The organism is Flavobacterium sp. (genome assembly GCF_040402835.1).
Classification (GTDB): Bacteria; Bacteroidota; Bacteroidia; order Flavobacteriales; family Flavobacteriaceae; genus Flavobacterium.
On sequence record NZ_JBBALW010000032.1, the window covers coordinates 1 to 19024 of the forward strand.

Annotated in this window: 22 protein-coding genes; 11 read left to right on the plus strand and 11 right to left on the minus strand. The window is 32.4% G+C overall.

Going from position 1 to position 19024, the window contains the following annotated elements:
- Positions 1-247 precede the first annotated feature (247 nt).
- Positions 248-760 (minus strand): CvpA family protein, encoded by a 513-nt coding sequence (locus tag AC9UEH_RS10030; RefSeq protein WP_509531336.1) that lies wholly within the window; start codon positions 758-760, stop codon positions 248-250.
- Between the two features lie 156 nt (positions 761-916).
- Here AC9UEH_RS10030 and AC9UEH_RS10035 point away from each other — a divergent pair, with 156 nt between their 5' ends.
- The 4 genes from AC9UEH_RS10035 (at position 917) to AC9UEH_RS10050 (ending at position 3875) form a co-directional block, all read left to right on the plus strand.
- Positions 917-1273, plus strand: coding sequence for a hypothetical protein (locus tag AC9UEH_RS10035; protein ID WP_509531338.1), 357 nt, complete (start codon positions 917-919; stop codon positions 1271-1273).
- A 113-nt stretch (positions 1274-1386) separates the two neighbouring features.
- Positions 1387-2406: a phenylalanine--tRNA ligase subunit alpha gene (pheS, locus tag AC9UEH_RS10040; RefSeq protein WP_509531340.1), complete on the plus strand. Its 1020-nt coding sequence runs from the start codon at positions 1387-1389 to the stop codon at positions 2404-2406.
- A gap of 78 nt (positions 2407-2484) precedes the next feature.
- The gene (locus tag AC9UEH_RS10045; RefSeq protein ID WP_509531342.1) at positions 2485-2892 is read left to right on the plus strand and encodes a hypothetical protein; all 408 of its coding nucleotides are present in this window, start codon (positions 2485-2487) and stop codon (positions 2890-2892) included.
- Between the two features lie 2 nt (positions 2893-2894).
- A complete protein-coding gene (locus AC9UEH_RS10050) occupies positions 2895-3875 on the plus strand; it encodes a Gfo/Idh/MocA family protein (RefSeq protein WP_509531344.1) in 981 nt (326 codons plus the stop codon).
- Here the strand turns inward: AC9UEH_RS10050 and AC9UEH_RS10055 are convergent, their stop codons facing one another.
- On the minus strand, positions 3876-4871 hold the full coding sequence (locus AC9UEH_RS10055; RefSeq protein WP_509531346.1) for an NAD(P)H-dependent glycerol-3-phosphate dehydrogenase: 996 nt from the start codon (positions 4869-4871) through the stop codon (positions 3876-3878).
- A 350-nt stretch (positions 4872-5221) separates the two neighbouring features.
- A complete protein-coding gene (locus tag AC9UEH_RS10060) occupies positions 5222-6385 on the minus strand; it encodes an iron-containing alcohol dehydrogenase (RefSeq protein WP_509531348.1) in 1164 nt (387 codons plus the stop codon).
- A gap of 208 nt (positions 6386-6593) precedes the next feature.
- Between AC9UEH_RS10060 and AC9UEH_RS10065 the strand changes: the two genes are divergently transcribed.
- Both AC9UEH_RS10065 and AC9UEH_RS10070 read left to right on the plus strand, forming a co-directional pair.
- Complete coding sequence (locus tag AC9UEH_RS10065) at positions 6594-7181, plus strand: LURP-one-related/scramblase family protein (RefSeq protein ID WP_509531350.1); 588 nt, start codon at positions 6594-6596, stop codon at positions 7179-7181.
- Positions 7182-7231: 50 nt separating this feature from the next.
- On the plus strand, positions 7232-8188 hold the full coding sequence (locus tag AC9UEH_RS10070) for a 2-hydroxyacid dehydrogenase (protein WP_509531352.1): 957 nt from the start codon (positions 7232-7234) through the stop codon (positions 8186-8188).
- Between the two features lie 78 nt (positions 8189-8266).
- Here the strand turns inward: AC9UEH_RS10070 and AC9UEH_RS10075 are convergent, their stop codons facing one another.
- The 3 genes from AC9UEH_RS10075 to AC9UEH_RS10085 form a co-directional block, all read right to left on the minus strand.
- Positions 8267-8425, minus strand: coding sequence for a hypothetical protein (locus tag AC9UEH_RS10075; protein WP_509531354.1), 159 nt, complete (start codon positions 8423-8425; stop codon positions 8267-8269).
- A 154-nt stretch (positions 8426-8579) separates the two neighbouring features.
- A complete protein-coding gene (locus AC9UEH_RS10080; protein WP_509531356.1) occupies positions 8580-9488 on the minus strand; it encodes a hypothetical protein in 909 nt (302 codons plus the stop codon).
- Between the two features lie 229 nt (positions 9489-9717).
- Complete coding sequence (locus AC9UEH_RS10085; RefSeq protein ID WP_509531358.1) at positions 9718-10473, minus strand: glycosyltransferase family 2 protein; 756 nt, start codon at positions 10471-10473, stop codon at positions 9718-9720.
- A 422-nt stretch (positions 10474-10895) separates the two neighbouring features.
- On the opposite strand from AC9UEH_RS10085, the gene AC9UEH_RS10090 reads away from it, so the two are divergent.
- From AC9UEH_RS10090 to AC9UEH_RS10110, 5 genes are all read left to right on the plus strand, one after another.
- Positions 10896-11426: a hypothetical protein gene (locus tag AC9UEH_RS10090; RefSeq protein ID WP_509531360.1), complete on the plus strand. Its 531-nt coding sequence runs from the start codon at positions 10896-10898 to the stop codon at positions 11424-11426.
- 194 nt (positions 11427-11620) lie between these two features.
- Positions 11621-12337, plus strand: a complete 717-nt coding sequence (locus AC9UEH_RS10095; protein ID WP_509531362.1) for a hypothetical protein — start codon at positions 11621-11623, stop codon at positions 12335-12337.
- Positions 12324-12668 (plus strand): hypothetical protein, encoded by a 345-nt coding sequence (locus tag AC9UEH_RS10100; RefSeq protein ID WP_509531364.1) that lies wholly within the window; start codon positions 12324-12326, stop codon positions 12666-12668. The genes AC9UEH_RS10095 and AC9UEH_RS10100 overlap by 14 nt, the downstream gene beginning before the upstream one ends.
- A gap of 8 nt (positions 12669-12676) precedes the next feature.
- Complete coding sequence (locus AC9UEH_RS10105) at positions 12677-13261, plus strand: DUF6705 family protein (protein ID WP_509531366.1); 585 nt, start codon at positions 12677-12679, stop codon at positions 13259-13261.
- Positions 13262-13345: 84 nt separating this feature from the next.
- Positions 13346-13933: a hypothetical protein gene (locus tag AC9UEH_RS10110; RefSeq protein WP_509531368.1), complete on the plus strand. Its 588-nt coding sequence runs from the start codon at positions 13346-13348 to the stop codon at positions 13931-13933.
- Between the two features lie 206 nt (positions 13934-14139).
- Here AC9UEH_RS10110 and AC9UEH_RS10115 read toward each other — a convergent pair whose 3' ends face one another.
- The 5 genes from AC9UEH_RS10115 to AC9UEH_RS10135 all read right to left on the minus strand — a co-directional run bounded on the left by AC9UEH_RS10115 (position 14140) and on the right by AC9UEH_RS10135 (position 19014).
- A complete protein-coding gene (locus AC9UEH_RS10115; RefSeq protein WP_509531370.1) occupies positions 14140-14883 on the minus strand; it encodes a tetratricopeptide repeat protein in 744 nt (247 codons plus the stop codon).
- Positions 14884-14931: 48 nt separating this feature from the next.
- Positions 14932-15312 (minus strand): GxxExxY protein, encoded by a 381-nt coding sequence (locus AC9UEH_RS10120; protein ID WP_509531372.1) that lies wholly within the window; start codon positions 15310-15312, stop codon positions 14932-14934.
- A gap of 63 nt (positions 15313-15375) precedes the next feature.
- Positions 15376-17130: a BatD family protein gene (locus AC9UEH_RS10125; RefSeq protein ID WP_509531374.1), complete on the minus strand. Its 1755-nt coding sequence runs from the start codon at positions 17128-17130 to the stop codon at positions 15376-15378.
- Between the two features lie 118 nt (positions 17131-17248).
- Positions 17249-17977, minus strand: a complete 729-nt coding sequence (locus tag AC9UEH_RS10130; protein ID WP_509531376.1) for a tetratricopeptide repeat protein — start codon at positions 17975-17977, stop codon at positions 17249-17251.
- Complete coding sequence (locus AC9UEH_RS10135; protein WP_509531378.1) at positions 17977-19014, minus strand: VWA domain-containing protein; 1038 nt, start codon at positions 19012-19014, stop codon at positions 17977-17979. Before AC9UEH_RS10135 ends, AC9UEH_RS10130 begins: the two co-directional genes overlap by 1 nt.
- Positions 19015-19024: the final 10 nt, after the last annotated feature.

The following is a 19024-nucleotide window of genomic DNA, read 5'->3' on the forward strand; positions in this document are numbered from 1 at the left end:
GTAACTAAAAATCAAAAAGATAGCTTGTGAAAAATCCTTAACTTAATGACATTGCCCGCACGAATCCTTTCGTGTGGCTAAAGTAAAAATTATTCCTTTACAACCCATGTAAAATCTATTTTACAATTCAAATATCGAAATTTGAACTTTTAATCAAACGAACACACGAAAGGAATTAGGAAAGCAACAGAGTTAAAAATCAATGACTTACAAGCAATAATTTCAAATTTCAAATCAAAGTAAACGCTTACTTATCGGATTTCACCTTAATTTCCTTGTACCATTCTTCTACAGATGGATAAATTATGGCAGCTATTTTTTGAATTGGGTTGTAAAACAAGGATTTATCAATAGTAGCTTTCTCTGCAAAAGTGTAATTCATATTTATTTTTTGGAATAAATTCAAGGAAATACTCAACATTAAAATTGTTTTTAAAAGTCCGAAAACACCCCCTGATACTTTATTTACAATTCCCAAACTGGCTATATTTGCCATCTTAGTTAGGAATTTAGCCAATAATGAAATCCCAATTACAACCGCTATAAAAGTGATTATAAAAGCTACAATTTGAATGGTTTTTGGATTCCAAGAAACGTGACTTCCAACGTATATTTTCATTAAATACGAGAATTTTATCGCCACATAAATCCCAATTAGAAGCGAAACAAACGAAGCCAATTCTATGAAAAAACCATTCCAAATGCCACGGAAAAATCCATAAATTAGTAAAACCCCAAGAAAAATATCTAAATAACTCATATAAAAAAAGAATAAAGAGCAAAGATAAAAGAATTATCAATTAAAGATTGTGGATTGTCAAATTACAACTTACTATCTTTGTGAAAATAATTTTGTTTGTATAAGCGAATTTTTCATTTTTCGCAAATCTTAAATCTTAAATCCTAAATTAATAAAATGTCAAGAGATATACAACTCAAAGAACGCTGGGAACAGCTTGTAAATATACTTTCCAATCAATTTTCACAAGGCGAAGATTTAGATTTAGACGCCATAATTTATTTAATTGGTGTTCAGGAATTGGGGAAAATTCACGAGGCCTACAAAAAAGACGAAAAATTGAACCTGATGCACATTGCAATTTGCAGATTATTAGAGCCTTACGGGTATTATGAATTTGATTATGTAGATGTTGATGGTTGGCCACATTACAAAGTAAAAGAGGAATTACCACCTTTAAAAGCTGGAGAACAATCGGTTTTGATGAAAGAAGCTATTGTGAATTATTTTCTTGAAAAAGAACTTATTGATTAACATTATTCTTTGTATGGACAAATCGTGACTTGTCCTCATCAAGTGCGGACAAGTCGCGACTTGTCCCTAACAACAAAATTTCTTATATTTGCAACCACAATTATTGAATGAAAATGACTGATAAGATAAAAGAATATATTGGCGAAGCGCACGCTTTTCAAACGCAAGACGCAGCCGAATTAGAAGCTTTTCGCATCAAATTCTTAGGCAAAAAAGGACTTTTAAACAACTTTTTTGCTGAATTTAAATTGGTGCCAAACGACCAAAAAAAGGAGTTTGGTCTAGTAATCAATTTACTGAAAACTACTGCCGAAGAAAAGATAAAAACCATCCAAGAAGCACTTGAAAGTAAAATAGAAATCAAGGGTTTCTATGGCGATTTAACACGCCCAGCTGAACCTTTGGTTATAGGTTCTCGTCACCCAATTTCATTGGTCAAAAACCAAATTATCGACATCTTTTCTACCATCGGTTTTAACGTTTCTGAAGGGCCGGAAATCGAAGATGATTGGCATAATTTCACCGCATTAAACTTGCCGGAATACCATCCAGCGAGAGACATGCAAGATACTTTTTTTATACAAACCAACCCCGATATTTTACTGCGAACACACACCTCATCTGTGCAAGTTCGGTATATGGAAAACAACAAACCGCCAATACGAACGATTTCACCAGGAAGAGTTTTCCGAAATGAAGCCGTTTCGTCTCGTTCTCACTGTATTTTCCACCAAGTTGAAGGTTTATATATTGACAAAGACGTTTCCTTTGCCGATTTAAAACAAACCTTGTTGTATTTCACCAAAGAAATGTTCGGAAAATCGAAAATTCGCTTGCGTCCGTCGTATTTTCCTTTCACAGAACCAAGTGCAGAAATTGATATTTATTGGGGATTGAAAACCGAAACCGATTACCGAATTACAAAAGGAACCGGTTGGTTAGAAATTGGAGGTTGTGGAATGGTAGATCCAAATGTGCTGAAAAATTGCGGTATCGACACCAATGAATTCAACGGTTTTGCCTTCGGAATGGGCGTTGAACGCATCGCAATGTTGCTCTATCAAATCGGCGATATTCGTATGTTTTACGAAAATGACGTGCGTTTTTTAGAACAATTTAAAGCAAGCATATAAAAGAAAATAGATAATAGACGGATAGATGAAAGACATTATCCGAATGAAAAAAGAGATTGCTTAGTTCCTCGCAAAGACATGAAAAAAGACATCATAATTCCAGAAGTAGAAAATGTTTTCGTAGCCGCCGTTCAAGAATGGAACGACGATTTTATGGAAAAAGTTTGGTATATCTATTTGGTAAACGATAGCGATTTTAACCTTGATGGCGTAATGGTAGTTTCCAAAGCTTTTGGAACTATTGATGGGGAAATGAAAAAAACGTCCCTTTTGCGTCACGCTTTTGTAGCAATTCACGCAGTTTCAGTAGTGAAAGTTGAAATGCTTGAAAAAAGTGTAACTACATTAAACAATGAATTTATGGTTACTTTCTTTATTGGAAACACCTTATACGATAAGAAATTTATCTTTAAAGCCAATTCAATTTCAGAAAAAAATGTAGAAGAAGTGCCCATTTTATTTGTTGATGGCGTAATTGTAAGATAAGTATGAATCCAATTTCAAAAATAATCCGTTGGGGAATTATAGGCTGCGGAAATGTAACCGAAGTGAAAAGCGGTCCTGCTTATCAAAAAACAGAAGGCTTTGAAATCGTTGCAGTAATGCGGAGAGATGCAGAAAAAGCTGCTGATTATGCCAAAAGACACGGCATAAAAAAATACTATTCTAATGCTGACGATTTAATAAACGATCCCGAAGTTGATGCCGTTTATATCGCAACGCCACCCGATTCTCATAAATTCTACGGACTCAAAGTGGCTTTGGCTGGAAAACCATGTTGTATAGAAAAACCTTTGGCACCCAATTATGAAGACAGTTTGGCTATTCATAATGCCTTTTCATCAAGAAATATTCCACTCTTTGTTGCCTATTATCGCCGTTCACTTCCTCGATTTGAAAAAATAAAAAGCTGGATAGATGAAAAAACCATTGGCGAAATCCGTCATATAAATTGGCATTTCATGCGACCACCATCAGCTGTTGATGTTTCCGGCGAATACAATTGGAGAACAGACGTTACGGTAGCTCCTGGCGGCTATTTCGATGATTTGGCAAGCCACGGATTGGATTTGTTTGTTCATCTTTTCGGAGAAATAAGCAGCGCTTCTGGAGTAAACTTGAATCAACAAAACTTATATTCTGCAAAAGATGCTATTGCAGCAACTTGGTTACACCAATCGGGAATTACAGGTACAGGAAGTTGGAATTTTGGCTGTCAATTACTTGAAGATACGGTAACTATTTATGGCAGTAAAGGAAAAATTATTTTTTCAATTTTTGAAGAAAACAACATTGTATTAGAAACTGAAAAAGGCAAAACAGAACTCTTTATTGCGCATCCAGAAAATGTACAGCTCTTTCACGTTAAAAAAATGCAGGAACATTTGAGTGGAATTAGCGTTCATCCTTCAACAGGATTATCAGGAGTTCATACCAATTGGGTAATGGAACAAATTATTTTACCTTAACTAATCTAATCTTTCTGTTAGCTTTTTAAATACTTTTTTCGCTTCTTTTCCTTCGTATAAAATATCATAAACAGCATCAATTATTGGTGTTTTCGCACCATAATTTTGGTTGAGTTCCCAAGCACTTTTAGTAGCATAATATCCTTCGGCAACCATACTCATTTCCATCATTGCGGATTTTACAGTGTAGCCTTTTCCAACCATATTTCCGAACATTCTGTTTCTTGAAAACACGGAATATCCTGTTACTAATAAATCTCCTAAATAGGCTGAATCATTAATGTTACGTTTCATTCTGTGAACTTTGCGGATAAATTTCTTCATTTCTCGAATTCCGTTGCTCATCAAAACTGATTGGAAATTATCGCCATAACCCAATCCGTGAGCCATTCCTGCTGCAATTGCATAAATATTTTTAAGCATTGCTGCATATTCTGTTCCAATAATATCGTCGCTAATCTTAGTTTTGATGTAATTACTCGATAAATATTTGGCTACTACTTTTGCTTTTGAGGCATCTCCACAAGCAATAGTTAAATAAGATAATCTCTCTAATGCAACCTCTTCGGCGTGGCAAGGCCCGGTGATTACACCTATATTTTCTAAAGGAATATCGTATACTTTATTGAAATGCTCACCAACAATCAGGCTTGTTTCGGGAACAATTCCTTTTATGGCTGAAAAAATCACTTTCCCCTCTAAACTCTGAGTTAGGTTTTTTAATTCGCCCCCTAAGAATGCCGATGGAATGGCAAAAATTATATAATCGGCAGCTGCAACGGCTTCATTTATATCACTCGTTAACCGTAATTGTTCGATGTGAAATTCTACCGAACTCAAATAATTTGGATTGTGATGGAAGGTTTTTATATGTTCGATTGCCTCTTCATTTCTCATGTACCACGTAATTTCTGGTAAATTAACACAGAGCATTTTTGCAATTGCTGTTGCCCAACTTCCTCCTCCTATTACTGCAAATTTTGGTTGATCTGTCATTTTATTTTATTTTAGCCCTGATAGCAGCGGTATCCCACGCTTTTTAGCGTGGATATAGCGTATAGCAGGAATAGCTTCAAAAAATTATGCTTCAAAAGTACTGAAATTTGATTGAAATAGATGCAAATTTGATTTTTGAATTGTAGTTGTAGAATTGTAATTAAAATTATTAACGTATTATTATGATTTTCAATACAATACGAAATTCTATTTTTCGTTATTACTGTATAAAATCAATTGTGCAGTTGATAATTATGATAAAAGTTAGTTATGTTTGTTTGTGTTTTGTTTAATTTAAAAGGCGTTCTCAAATAAAATTCGAGAACGCCTTTAGTTTTTAAACGGTTATTTTAATAGCTCATTTCCACAATTTCTCGTACTTTTTCGAGGTTGATATTTTGTTTTTCACCGAGTCCGTTCCAGCCTCTTTCTTGAAAACGTTTCACAATAAAATCGGCAGTTTTGCCATATTCTTCTGTATATTCCGACAGTTTGGTTTGCATTCCCATGGTGTGAAAAAACGCTTCGGTTAAGTTAATTGCTTCGGCAGCAATTTCGTCTTCTGTTCCTGATAAATTGAAAATCCGTTTTCCATATTGTGCCAATTTTTGTTTTTTAGTTTCAAACATCACTTTAAACAAATTTGGGGCGATAATTGCCAACGTTCTGGCGTGATCGATGTTGTATAAAGCGGTTAATTCGTGACCAATCATGTGAGTTGCCCAATCTGAAGGTACCCCTTTTTGAATTAATCCGTTCAGCGCCATGGTACAACTCCACATATAATTTGACGCCAAGGCATAATCGGTAGGGTTTTCCATGACTTTAGGACCAACTTCTATTAGCGTTTGCAAAATCCCTTCGGCAATTCTGTCTTGCAGAAAACCGTCGTGCGGATACGTTAAATATTGTTCCATGACGTGGGAATAGGCATCAATTATACCATTTTGAATTTGTTGTTTTGGCAAAGAAGCAATTACAGTTGGGTCGCAAATGGAGAATTTTGGAAATAAAGCGCTTCCTCCAAAAGCTAATTTTTCTTGTGTTGCTTGAATCGTAATTACCGAACCCGAGTTCATTTCACTTCCCGTTGCCGGCAAAGTCAAAATTGTTCCGAATGGAATTACCTGAGAAAGGTCTTTGATTAGGATTCTTTTAATTAATATATCTACTGGATTTCCATCGAATTTTGTGGCGGCAGAAATGAATTTTACACCGTCAATTACAGATCCTCCGCCAACGGCAAGAATAAAAGTGATGTTTTGTTTCTTGACAATTGCAACCGCTTTCATTACGGTTTCAAAATGCGGATTGGGTTCGATTCCGCCAAACTCTACGATTTCAAAATTCTTTAGAGCGGCTTTGACTTGGTCGTAAACTCCGTTTTTGAAAATACTTCCTCCACCATAAACCAATAATATTTTGGCATTTTCAGGAACTAATGTTGATAATTTTTCTATTTGACCTTTCCCAAAAACAAGGTTTGTAGGATTGTATAATTCAAAGTTTAGCATAATTTTGTTTTTTACAAATTTAGGACAAGCAATTGGAATCGACTGATAAAATGATGTTAAGTTTTGTAACGACTATCTTTCGCTTAAGGTAAATTATTAGTAACAAATAAAGTTTCTTTTTTATATATTTGACAACTATTAGTTGCTAGTTCGTTTATAATTTTTCTGGTTTTTGACTTTTTCACAAATAAAAATAAAATAAAAATATATGAAATCAAATTTTTTTGAATCCAATAGCTACTTTATAGATGAAAAAGTTAACTTTTTTAAATTTGAAAATTGTTACCAAATATTTAATGAAGTAGGAGTACCGATTGGCGCAATAAAACAAAAATTAACAACAGGACAAAAAATGTTGCGATTAGTTTTAAAGAAACCAATGTTGCCGTTTTTACTCGAAATTAAAGATTCTGACGATAAACTAGAAGTTTCAATTTCCAGAGGCTGGACTTTTTTTATGTCGAAAATTATACTCAAAAACCCTGAGGGGGTAACAATTGGAACTATCAACCAAAAGTTCAAATTTTTTAAGCCAACATTTAATATTTTCAATTCAAAAGGGGTATATGTAGCTCAAATTACAGGGGATTGGAAGGCTTGGAATTTCGTAATCAATGATTTTTCTAAAAATCAAATTGGAACGATTTCTAAAAAATGGGCTGGAGCGATGAAAGAATTATTTACCTCGGCTGATAAGTACAATGTTAGTATTGCATCTGATTTTTCAAATTTGGAAAACAAAATATTAATACTTTCTGCAGCTATAACTATCGATATGGTACTAAAAGAAAGCTAAAATAATTTTACTAAATTTATTCAAAATACCTTTAGCTTCAAAATTCAATTATGTCTGCATCTAAAATAAAAATTCTTCACATCGATAGCAACCATCCTTTATTAAGGGAACAATTGCAGGAATTAGGATTTATAAATTATGAAGATTTCACATCCTCAAAACAAGAAATTGAAGCTACGATTCAAGAATATCAAGGAATTGTAATTCGTAGCCGATTCAAAATTGATAAAATATTTCTTGATAAAGGTACCAATTTACAATTCATAGCACGAGTTGGCGCTGGTTTAGAAAGCATCGATTGCGATTATGCTTTATCGAAAAATATTTCACTAATAGCGGCACCCGAGGGCAATAGCAACGCCGTTGGAGAACACGCACTTGGAATGCTTTTATCGCTTTTTAACAATCTCAATAAATCCTTTTCAGAAATTAAATCAGGACATTGGAACCGAGAAGCTAATCGCGGTCATGAATTAGAAGGTAAAACTATTGGCATAATTGGTTATGGAACTATGGGGAAATCATTTGCCAAAAAACTTCAGGGTTTTGATGTTGAAGTGCTTTGTTATGACATTCTTAAAAACGTGGGTGATTCCAATGCAAAACAGGTTTCCTTATCAGAATTGCAACAAAAAGCAAACGTTATAAGTCTTCACACGCCTTGGAATCCGTCAACTGATAAAATGATTAATGCCAAATTTATAAATTCGTTTTCAAAACCCTTTTGGTTTATCAACACGGCTCGAGGAAATTCAGTAGTTACAGCTGATTTGGTAAAAGGTTTAAAATCGGGGAAGGTTCTTGGCGCAGGATTAGATGTTTTAGAATATGAGAAATTATCGTTCGAAAATCTATTCATTGATTCCAAAAAACCAGTCGCTTTCAAATATTTGCTTAATGCAGATAATGTACTCCTCACGCCACACATCGCTGGTTGGACACTCGAAAGCCACCAAAAATTAGCACAAGTAATCGTTGATAAAATAAAAACGAAATATTTAAAATAATTTTATGAAACTAAAATGAATATGCTAAATTTTATGGTTTAAAGTTAGTATATCTAAAGTTCGATAATCATAAATCGGTTATTTCAATCGCTTAATTGCACTATTTTCAATCCAACCTTCGTTACCGTCGGTAAGTTGAATTTTGTCGCAATTGTTTAAGCTTTCGATCACATAAACTTTCGTTCCTTCGTGTATTACAAATGCATCTGTAGCACTTGATGTTTCTGTTTTTGACACATTGCATTTACGTTTAAAAACTATTTTGAGCAAAGAAAACTTGCGTTGTAAGTAAAAAATAAATCCTTCGTTTTATGTTTGTTATAAAGTTCTTGTAGCCATTTTAAATTTATAAAAAAATAAAATTAGCACAATTACTTTTAAGCCATTCTTTTCATAGGTTTGCTTTTTGTTCATTAAATAAATAGAATAGACAATAAGGAACACACAATATAAAATATGAAATATCAGCATCGCTTTCAAAGAAAGTTTTATTAAACCCTACTAAATTTATATGGTAAATAAAATAAATCGTTATACTTATAAATAAAACCAAACCACTAAAAAAATAAATATCCGAAAATGATTTACAAATAAATCCAGAAAGAACTCCCAAAAACATAAAAAGCACAGTATATTTAAATGGAACTAATGCTGATGATTGGATTATAAATGGGTTCATTATTTTAAATTCTTCAAAATGATTATAGACGAATGGTATAAATGTCAATATAAATAGTAGCACTGAAATAAATCCTAATTGCATAAGTTGTTTGAATGTTAGTAATCCATTTTTTAGTTGAAATACAAATGTAACTATGAAAGGAATTACTAAAACATTCCTTGTGGAAATTGACAAACCAATTAATATACCAGTTAATATCAAGTTTTTTAAATCTAATTTATTACTATTTAAATAATAGTATAATACCGCCAAAACCAAGGTGCTGTTTAAAAAAATATTGCTTCTGCTTACAACTTCCCATAAATAGAAAACGCTACTTAATAATAAAATTAAAGTTGTTGTTGTATTTAATTTACTTGTTTTAGAATAATTTAAAAAGATAAAAAACAGTATTACTCCCATAACTGAAAACCAACCCAATTCACCTATAAAATAGAATGGTAATGCTAAAAGAAAGTAAAACGGCATTGGTCCCGGGGGATTCCCAACATTTGATTTTGCAAAATATACATATTGATTGTTGAAATAACTATCCCAAAAAGAGGTTATTACACTCCATCTATCTACATTAAGTGTTGCTACAGGAATTTTATTAAAAGCAGAATTACATCCCAACACAAAAATAGATAATATTAAAAAATTCAGTTTTGATAAGCCAATTGGCAACCTATCTAATACATTTTTATACCTCCAAATAAAAAAGTAGACAAGTGATATTAAAAAAGAAATTATTAAATAGAAGTTTGTCTCACGGCTTAAATATTTCAAAGAAAAAATAAAATTTACAAACAAAAATATAAATAAACTTACATTTTTTTTTGAAAATAAAGTAATGAATTTAATCTGTTTATTCATTTTTAAATAAATTAGATTCAATGACATTTAATTTACATAAAAAATATTGAAATGAAGTTTTAAGTACCCCCAAACCATAAGTAACGCTCCTTGAAAAATTTATTGACGAAGATTCTTTAAAGTATTTTGTTGGACAAGTTATTTCAGCAATTTCGAAACCATTAAATAAAATTTGAGCTAAAAACTGATTGTCAAAAATAAAATCATTAGAATTTTTATTGAAATTGATTTTATTCAGAACTTCTTTTGAATATGCTCTATATCCTGTGTGATATTCAGATAATTTCTGATTCATTAACAAATTTTGGAAAAAAGTAAGGAATCGATTGGCAATATATTTATAGATTGGCATCCCTCCTTTTAATGCTCCGTTTCCTATAATTCTTGAGCCAATTACAACAGGGTAAACATCATTGGCAATTAAATAACACATTGAATGGATTAATTTTGGTGTATATTGATAATCTGGGTGTAGCATTACAATTATATCAGCTTTAAGTTCTAAAGCTTTATTGTAACATGATTTTTGGTTACCCCCATACCCAAGATTATTTTGATGTGAAATAATATGAAGTGGGCATTTTTTATTTAGATTTTTTGCTACATCAATAGTAGCATCTATACTATTGTCATCGACCAATATTACTTCATCTACAATATCAAAAGGAATTTCATTGTAGGTATTAACCAAAGTTTTTTCGGCATTATAGGCGGGTAAAACAACAATTATTTTTTTTCTTAAAATCATATAGAAGTAATTTTACCAAATATATTGATTTTATAATATAATCAATACGTTTGAAACTTTTATAATACAATCCAATTCAAAAAATGGTTGCACTAATTTATCCGTCTGTAGAAGAATGGTATGAGGAAATTAAAGTTAAATCCGATAAATAATCGCTTACTTTGATTTTAAATTTGAAATTATTGCCTTTAAGTCATTAATTTTTAACTCCGGTCCTTTCCCGAATTCTTTCGCGTGTTAGTTTGATTAAAAGTTTAAATTTCTATATTTGAATTGTAAAATAGATTTTACATGGGTTTTAAAGGAATGATTTTTATTTTAGCCGCACGAAAGGATTCGAGCGGGAGCGTTGAAAAACTTACCGGCTACACGAAAGGATTCGTGCTGGAGAGTTAGTTTTCTATAAATGAACCAAAGAAATTATGAAGAGAATAGCATTAAATATAAGTGGAGTAATTATTATAAAGGGTATTTTTGCAGTTGTTTCTTTTTGCCTGTTGTTAATTAGTTGCAACCCGATTGTTAAGACTCTCGGACCATTTTCAAGCAATAGTATTGTTGAATCCAAAAAAATAGATGCATTTTTATGGGAGTACTATCCTGCTGATGTAATGATTAATGACACCACTCACTTTGTAATTAAGGAAGTATTTGCTGAAAAGTTATATAGTTACAAAAGCTATAAGGATCTTCGATATAATTTATCTGAAGATGCAACACAAATTAGAATTGTATTAAGCAATCCTTCATTATCAAAATATTTTGAATTGTGGTCTGTGGAGGATTTTTATTCTGCTGGTGACTATGGTTTGGTCAGTAATTATTATGATGAAAAAAATCCCCCCGATTCTCTTTTGGTTAAAATCTTAAAAGAAGACGTTGCGGATGATGGAGGTGTGGGTAAAGATGATGGTAAAGTATTAGGCTCTTTTATTTTACGTAGAAAACCTTAGCAGTAATAATTTAGGTAATATATCCACGGTTTTTATTTTGACGATGAAAACGGATTGTTAATTGAAAAAGACAATGGGTATAAGTCTTTCACTTTTCCAATCTACCGGGATGCACCGTCAGAAAAACTGGAAAACATCGTTTTTAGTTTAAAAGAAGACAATGAATATGAACCCCCTATCTATCAAAATACAAAATGTCGGAAGAGCAAAGGCAAAAGCTGAAATATGGTAAAATACCAGTATTGTCTGCTAATGAAATGGAAATTATATCCTTGAGTAGTTCGGCTACTGCTAAATGTGGTTGGAATTTAGAACAGCATTTAAACGACGCAGGTGACTATATGATAATGACTTGGACCTATATTGAATGTGGAGGTGGTAGTGAGGGAGGATTTTCTTTCGATTTAGGTTATGGTTCAAATAGTAGTGGTAGTAGCGAAATAGGCTCCTCTTCAAATAGTTCTGGAGGCGGAATACTAACTTCTCCTGTAGATTCTCATCATGGTGGTGGTGGTGGAGCTCCACAAACTTTTCCTGATACTCCTTGTGGTAGAATTCAGAAGGAGACTAGTAGCAATGCTTATAAACAAAAATTTAAAGGAATAAATAAGCCTTCCAGTTTCAATTTATCCCGCGAGAGTGGATTTGTAGAAAAAATAGAAAACGGCGTCAAACAATATGTAAATGCCACACCTTTGGGGAACACAAGCATGAACATGCTATCAGGATCTATTAATTATACTCACGTTCACACTAATATAATAGTAACTAATGAGAATGGAGAAGAATTTGATAGAGTTGTAAAAATATCATCACCGGCAGATGTGTTGGCTTTAATAACAACTTGTCAAAATTCTCATTTAAACGCAAATAGTAATCCAAGATGCTTTTGGAGTTATGATTTCAAATGAAGGTGTTTTTGCTGTAACTTTGTTAGAACCTTTTTCATTAGATGAAAGAATTCAATTGGATTCTAAATGGAAAACGTTTAAAACAGATTACGATAAAGAATCGGAAAAGATTATTTACAACTTAAACAATAATGCTACCACACGAAAAGAGAAATTACAAAAAATGTTGCTTCAACTCTTAAAAGATGCAGGATTAGAAAATAAAATAGGCCTTTTTGAAGGAACTGTAGAAAATGAACTTAATAGTATTAATTTGAATTGGACTCGAAAAACTCTGGCGCCTAACAGTACACCTAACAACCAAGAACTAATTGAAGAACCTTGTAATTAAATAACATTATGAAAAATATACTAATCATAGCATTTTTTGCTATATCAATTGCATGTAATGGACAAGTAACCGTTACAAAACCGCTTTACAGTTACGACCCAGACACCCATCAAAATGGCGTCTACTATAAAGATTTGAATAGTGAATTGTATTATTGGGAAGGCACGTGGGAAGGCATCCTCAATAATATGAAATACACATTTGTGTTTACCCAATTTATACAAAAATTAAATGGGAATACTAACTCCAATTATTATTATGAAGATGAAATCCGTGGTAAATACCAGGTATTAGATTTAACTACCAACCAATTAATATATGATAACTTGTCTGCAGTTAATTATAACGATTATTCTATTCTTGGATTAGCAATGAGAAATGGGATTTATTCTTTCAAGTTTGAAGACGTTGCCAGCAAATGTTATAATTCTGCAAAATTTATTTTACAAAAAATCAGTGGTCAGCCCAACCAAGTTAAATATTGTTATTTCAGGTACAGTGACTATAGTTATATTGACTGTCCCAATTATCCTAACCAAATAAGTATTCCCATGTTTTTACCCCAAGAAAATTTAATTTTAACCAGACGTTAAATGGTAGTCAAACACGTTTTGTGTAAGAGTAAAATGTCGGTTTTTATTAACTTCATCCAATATGTAGAAGTTAAAAATAACATTATGAAAAATATACTAATCATAGCATTTTTTGCTATATCAATTGCATGCAATGGACAAGTAACCGTAACCAAACCCCTTTACAGTTACGACCCAGACACCTATCAAAACGGCACCTACTATGAAGATTTGAATAATGTATTGGGTTATTATGAGGGCACTTGGAAAGGAACATTAGATACTAAAGAGTACACATTTGTTTTTGTAAAATTTATTCAGCAATTAAATGGTGTATTAGGGAGTAATAATTATAACTATGAAGATGAATTAATGATTAAATATCAAGTAAAAGATATAACTACCAATGAAATTCTTTATTCTGATTTTAACATCACCAATTACGACGATTTTAAAATAACCGGTCTTGCTTTAAAGTATGGGTTATTTAATTTTTGGTATAAAAACAGAGTTCCTAATTATTGCTTAAATTCCATTGAATTTATTTTGATAAAAATAAATGGGCAACCCAATCAGCTAAGATTTGATAATGTATGGTATGATTATTATGATTCTTCAAACTGCCCTTTTGCAGACCAACAAAGCATTCCTTCTTTTATCCCTAATACTGAAATGATTTTTACAAAACAATAAAACCAAAAAAACCAATTTTTTTGAAGTAATGTCAAAAAGATTGGTTTTGTTCTTTGTTCACTTTCAATTAAATTAATAGAGATGAAAATACCAGGATTATCACCTTACGAAATGGAAATTATATTCTTGAGTAGTTCGGCTACTGCTAAATGTGGTTGGAATTACGAACAGCATTTAAACGTAGCAGGGAATTATATGATAACCACTTACTTCAATCTTTTAATTGCGCTGTTTTCAATCCAACCTTCGGAACCGTCGGTAAGTTGAATTTTGTCCCAATTGTCTAAGCTTTCAATCACATAAACTTTCGTTCCTTCGTGAAGTACAAAAGCATCTGTAACGCCATTTTTAGGTTCGCTTTTTACCGATACAACTTCAGAAAACACAATGGCTGGCTGGTCATTATTGTATTGATTTTTTTCAAAAATAGCAGCCGCAACACTCACAATTAATAGTAACATTCCAAAGAACATTCCAAAGAAAAATAGTCTTTTTGAAACTGTAATTTGTGATAAATAATAACCACCAAAAAACAATAAAAACAAAAATGATAACCCAACAGCAATTCCTCCCCAAGTATTGTAATGAAAGGTGTAAGTGAAATCTTGAATCAGTTTATTGAAACCTACTTTTTCAACTGTTTTTATGTCGTCAATTTGAAGTTTTTGAGCAAATTTAAGATTATTTTGAATTTCGGCATCGTTAGGATTTAGCAACAATGCTTTTTCATAATTGTAAATTGCAGGCGCTACTTTATTTAATTTGTAATAGCAATTCCCAATATTAAAATACAATTCTTCCGATTGCTTTTTCGTTCTAAAAACACTTTCATAAGCCGTAATTGCTTCTTGATATTTCCCTTTTTGATACAACGCATTCCCATTTTCAAAGCCATTTTGAGCAAAGAAAACTTGCGTTGTAAGTACTATTATATAAAGTAAATTTTTCATAATTATTTAACCACTAAGGGCACTAAGTTTCACAAAGAACTGGATTATTTAAAGAGTTCCGTTTACTACTCTTCGAACGCCTTCTTTTAATAATCTTACATTGAAATTAATTAATAAGCCTAATTTGCAATTCGATAATTTCAAATAAGTTAGTAATTGAGCTAGGTGAACATCGTTTAATTCAACCACCGATTTTATTTCAATTATAAACTTATTTTCTACGATAATGTCTATTCTATAACCCACATCCAGCTTCACATCTTCATAAATTAAAGGCAGTGCTTTTTGCTTTTCAACACTTAAATTTAATTTTTTTAATTCATAAAAAAGGCATTCTTCATAAGCACTTTCAAGGAGTCCAGGCCCAAGACTTCTATGAACTTTGAGTGCACTTTCAAATACTATTTTTGATATTTCGTTCTCAGTCATTTTATTTTTTTAAAGACCTTTGTGCCCCTTGTGCAAACTTTGTGCCCTTAGTGGTTAGCAAAATTAAACTATCTGCTTTTCCAATTCAGAAATAATCGCTACCGCTTTATCATAATCTTGTTGAATTGCCGTACTTGACGACGGTGCATATCTCGCGAATTCACAGTTTTCTGTTAAATTAATAAAAGACGCAATCGCTTCGGGATTAGCTTTTTTCTCTAATAATATTTCACTGATTTTTTCCTTACTCATTTCCGAGGTTTCAATGTTGATTTTGGCCTTCAAGAAATTGTGCATTGCTTTTTCTAAAGCAATATAAAACGGCTCTTTGTTTCCAATTTCTTTTTGTGCTTCCGACAAATATTTCTTCGCTAGTTTGTTAGATAATTTGATTTTATTTCCCGCAACATCACCGTCAATAGCTTCTTTTTTCTTCTTGAAAAGTACAATCACAGGAATGAATAAAAACGGTAAAACCGACAAGATGTAAAACAATTTAGAACCATAAAAATCTTTATGTTTCATTGAAGTCAACTCGGTTTTCAATTTGATAAATTTGAATTGCGCTGAACTCAAAATTGCTTTTTTAGTATCGCCAGGCGTTGCAGCAACTGCATTATCAGCCGCATTTGGTCCTTCCAAAACATTTACCATAATTTCAGGTGAAGTAATAGTTTTGTAACTACGAGAACCCAAATCAAAATACGTGAAAACCATTGGTTTGATTGGATAATTCCCTTTATATTGTGGAATTATAGCGTATTTATCAGAGATTTTTCCTGTCATTCCAGATAGCGGCGTTGAAACTTGTTCGTTGTGAACCGGATCATACATTTCTAAAGCTGATGGAACGATTGGTTTTGGCAAAGTAAACAATTTCAAATTTCCTGTTCCCGAAACACTCACGTCCAAATCAAGGCTTTCTCCCGATTTTAAATTTGTTTTTGAAGGGGTAACTTTAAATGTAAATCTCCCAACAGCTCCCGAAAAATCTGCAGGTTTCCCCGATTCTGGAAGTGCTTTCACACTAATGGTTTTTGCCCCGGCAGAAACCCGTTTGTGGTCTTCTACTAAAAGTACTTGCCCAAAGATATTTCTTCTGTTGGATGGCAATTGCACATCAACATCTAATGAAAGCGGTTCTATTACTAATTTTCCTGATTTTTGAGGATATAAAACGGTTTTTCGAAGGGTTACAAATCGGTATTTTTCGCCGTTGTATTTTCCCTCTTCAGCAACTAATTGTTTGATGTCAATATTCTGACTCCAAAAATCATTGTATTTTGGTTTGTCCAATTCTCGCCAATTGGTGATTCCAATATTATAACTAAAATAAATTTTATAAACCACCGTAATTGGTTCGTTAATATATGGATTTGTATTAGATATTTCAGCAACTAAATGCAACGAATCATCTGCCGAAACCTGAGAATCATTAGGATCTCGGGGCTGTTCTACCGCCGCAGTTACTGTAATTTTTATAGGTGAAGTTTTATAAATCTGCCCCCTAATATCAATCGATGCTTGGCGGATAACTAAACTCCCTTTTTGTGTGGGTAATAAAAAATAAGAATAGGTTTTATTAAACGAACTTTTTCCGTTAATCCAAGATTGACTCACTTGCTGACTTGGCCCTGCAATGATTTTAAATCCCTCAAAATTTGGCGGCGTAAAGTTATCGCCATCATCATTCATAGTGAAGTCGATGCGAAGTCTTTCGTTTAGCCCTAGAGTTTGTTTGCTGACTTTGGCCTCAAATTGAACCTGCGCCAAGAGCCCTTGAAAACTCAATAATAATAGAAAAAAATACTTTTTCATTTTTTGTTTAATCGTTTAATCGTTGAAATGTGTATTTGTTTAATAGTTAATGTGTATTTGTTTAATCGGCAGTTCGATAAAACAAATAAACGAATAAACAGTTAAACCAGACTAGACTTTACCAATCTTTTTCCGTTTGAATTGGTTTGCCGTTTACTTTTTTAGCATTGACCTTGTCTTGAATTTTCTTTTCCTCATTGTTTACGGCATCTAAAAGATTTTGAACCCGCTCTTTTGGAATTCCTCCCGGTCTTGGTTTTGGTTTCCCATCGTCTTTGCCTTTATTGTCGTTTTTATCTTTCTTGTCGCCGTCTTTTTTCTTGTCGTCTTTCTTCTTATCGTCCTTTTTATCTTTTTTATCGTCCTTTTTCTTATCGTCTTTTTTGTCTTTCTTATCTTTTTTATCGTCTTTTTTCGGGGGATTGTCTTTTAGCATTTTTTTAGCTAAAGCAAAATTATATCTCGTTTCTTCATCACTTGGATTGTTTCTCAAGGCATTTTTATAGGCTTCAACAGCAGCAGAATAATTTTTATCTGCCATATAAATATTTCCAGAATTGTGAAAAGCTTTCTGTTTTTCAGGTCGATCTGTAGCTATTTTAATAGCTTTTTCATAAGAAAGTAGCGCTTCTGAACCGTGATTTTGTTTGTAAATTGAATTCCCTAAATTATACGAAGCAATGGCTTTCTTCGGATTATTAGATTGTGAAATTCGGTATTCTGCTTCTGCTGCAGCATATTTTTTATCTGCAAATTCATCGTTTGCTTTTGGCAAATTCATATCTTTTTCTTGAGCGAAAATTGCAAAAGAAAGCAACAGAAAACTATATATAATTAAATTCTTCATTATGCTTTTTCATTAAATAAATTCAACTTTTTCAACCATTTCGTTTTTCTTTCTAAGAAGAAAACATCCAATAACAACAAGAAAAATGCGATTCCTAAAAACCATTGAAACTGCGAATTATAATCGGTAAATTGTTGGGCTTCAAATTCTGTTTTTTCAATATTATCTAACGCATTTTTAATATATTCTAAAACTTCTTTGGTGTTATTTCCGTTAACATAACCGCCTTTTGTGTTTTTAGAAATTATTTTTAAGCTTTCTTCATTCAATTTTGTAACGACAACCGCATTGTTTTGATCGCGTTTAAAACTCAAAACACGACCGTTTTCTTTCAATGGAATTGGCCCGCCTTTTGCAGTTCCAACACCAATTGTTATGATTTTTAATCCCAATTTACTGGCTTCTTCAGCAGCATCACTTGCGCCTTCAGAATGATCTTCTCCATCAGAAATCAGAATCAATAATTTGCTTGTTTTCTTGTCATCATCAAAATAGGTTGACGATAATTTTATGGCTTCGTCCAATGAAGTTCCTTGTGATGAAACCATCGAAGGATTCATACTTTGCAAAAACATTTTAGCCACGCCATAATCGGTTGTGATTGGTAAAACTGGAAATGCGCTTCCTGCATACGCCACAATTCCAATTCTGTCACCCACCAATTGATTGATGATTTGCGAAACGATTTGCTTAGTTTTTTCCAATCTGCTTGGTGCAACATCCTCGCAAAGCATACTTTTTGAAACGTCAATTGCAAATACAATGTCAATTCCTTCGCGCTTTACCGTTTCTGATTTTGTTCCGATTTTTGGATTGACTAATCCAATTACCAAAAAGACAAACGCAAGAGTTAAAACTACAAATTTCAGTACCGATTTAAATACTGATTTTTCAGGACTTAGTTTTTGAATCATTTCTAAATCCCCAAATTCGCGTTGTTTTTTTCTTTTCCAATATTGATTGACTAGAAATAACAACACCAAAATTGGCACTATTAATAAAAGGGATAAATATTTTTTTTCGTCTAATTCGTACATAAATAAATTT

Excerpts from the sequence above, each read along its gene's own strand:
- AC9UEH_RS10030 (WP_509531336.1), bottom strand. The coding sequence starts at position 760 with ATGAGTTATTTAGATATTTTTCTTGGGGTTTTACTAATTTATGGATTT.
- AC9UEH_RS10035 (WP_509531338.1), top strand. The coding sequence starts at position 917 with ATGTCAAGAGATATACAACTCAAAGAACGCTGGGAACAGCTTGTAAAT.
- pheS (WP_509531340.1), top strand. The coding sequence starts at position 1,387 with ATGACTGATAAGATAAAAGAATATATTGGCGAAGCGCACGCTTTTCAA.
- AC9UEH_RS10045 (WP_509531342.1), top strand. The coding sequence starts at position 2,485 with ATGAAAAAAGACATCATAATTCCAGAAGTAGAAAATGTTTTCGTAGCC.
- AC9UEH_RS10050 (WP_509531344.1), top strand. The coding sequence starts at position 2,895 with ATGAATCCAATTTCAAAAATAATCCGTTGGGGAATTATAGGCTGCGGA.
- AC9UEH_RS10055 (WP_509531346.1), bottom strand. The coding sequence starts at position 4,871 with ATGACAGATCAACCAAAATTTGCAGTAATAGGAGGAGGAAGTTGGGCA.
- AC9UEH_RS10060 (WP_509531348.1), bottom strand. The coding sequence starts at position 6,385 with ATGCTAAACTTTGAATTATACAATCCTACAAACCTTGTTTTTGGGAAA.
- AC9UEH_RS10065 (WP_509531350.1), top strand. The coding sequence starts at position 6,594 with ATGAAATCAAATTTTTTTGAATCCAATAGCTACTTTATAGATGAAAAA.
- AC9UEH_RS10070 (WP_509531352.1), top strand. The coding sequence starts at position 7,232 with ATGTCTGCATCTAAAATAAAAATTCTTCACATCGATAGCAACCATCCT.
- AC9UEH_RS10085 (WP_509531358.1), bottom strand. The coding sequence starts at position 10,473 with ATGATTTTAAGAAAAAAAATAATTGTTGTTTTACCCGCCTATAATGCC.
- AC9UEH_RS10090 (WP_509531360.1), top strand. The coding sequence starts at position 10,896 with ATGAAGAGAATAGCATTAAATATAAGTGGAGTAATTATTATAAAGGGT.
- AC9UEH_RS10095 (WP_509531362.1), top strand. The coding sequence starts at position 11,621 with ATGTCGGAAGAGCAAAGGCAAAAGCTGAAATATGGTAAAATACCAGTA.
- AC9UEH_RS10100 (WP_509531364.1), top strand. The coding sequence starts at position 12,324 with ATGATTTCAAATGAAGGTGTTTTTGCTGTAACTTTGTTAGAACCTTTT.
- AC9UEH_RS10105 (WP_509531366.1), top strand. The coding sequence starts at position 12,677 with ATGAAAAATATACTAATCATAGCATTTTTTGCTATATCAATTGCATGT.
- AC9UEH_RS10110 (WP_509531368.1), top strand. The coding sequence starts at position 13,346 with ATGAAAAATATACTAATCATAGCATTTTTTGCTATATCAATTGCATGC.
- AC9UEH_RS10115 (WP_509531370.1), bottom strand. The coding sequence starts at position 14,883 with ATGAAAAATTTACTTTATATAATAGTACTTACAACGCAAGTTTTCTTT.
- AC9UEH_RS10120 (WP_509531372.1), bottom strand. The coding sequence starts at position 15,312 with ATGACTGAGAACGAAATATCAAAAATAGTATTTGAAAGTGCACTCAAA.
- AC9UEH_RS10125 (WP_509531374.1), bottom strand. The coding sequence starts at position 17,130 with ATGAAAAAGTATTTTTTTCTATTATTATTGAGTTTTCAAGGGCTCTTG.
- AC9UEH_RS10130 (WP_509531376.1), bottom strand. The coding sequence starts at position 17,977 with ATGAAGAATTTAATTATATATAGTTTTCTGTTGCTTTCTTTTGCAATT.
- AC9UEH_RS10135 (WP_509531378.1), bottom strand. The coding sequence starts at position 19,014 with ATGTACGAATTAGACGAAAAAAAATATTTATCCCTTTTATTAATAGTG.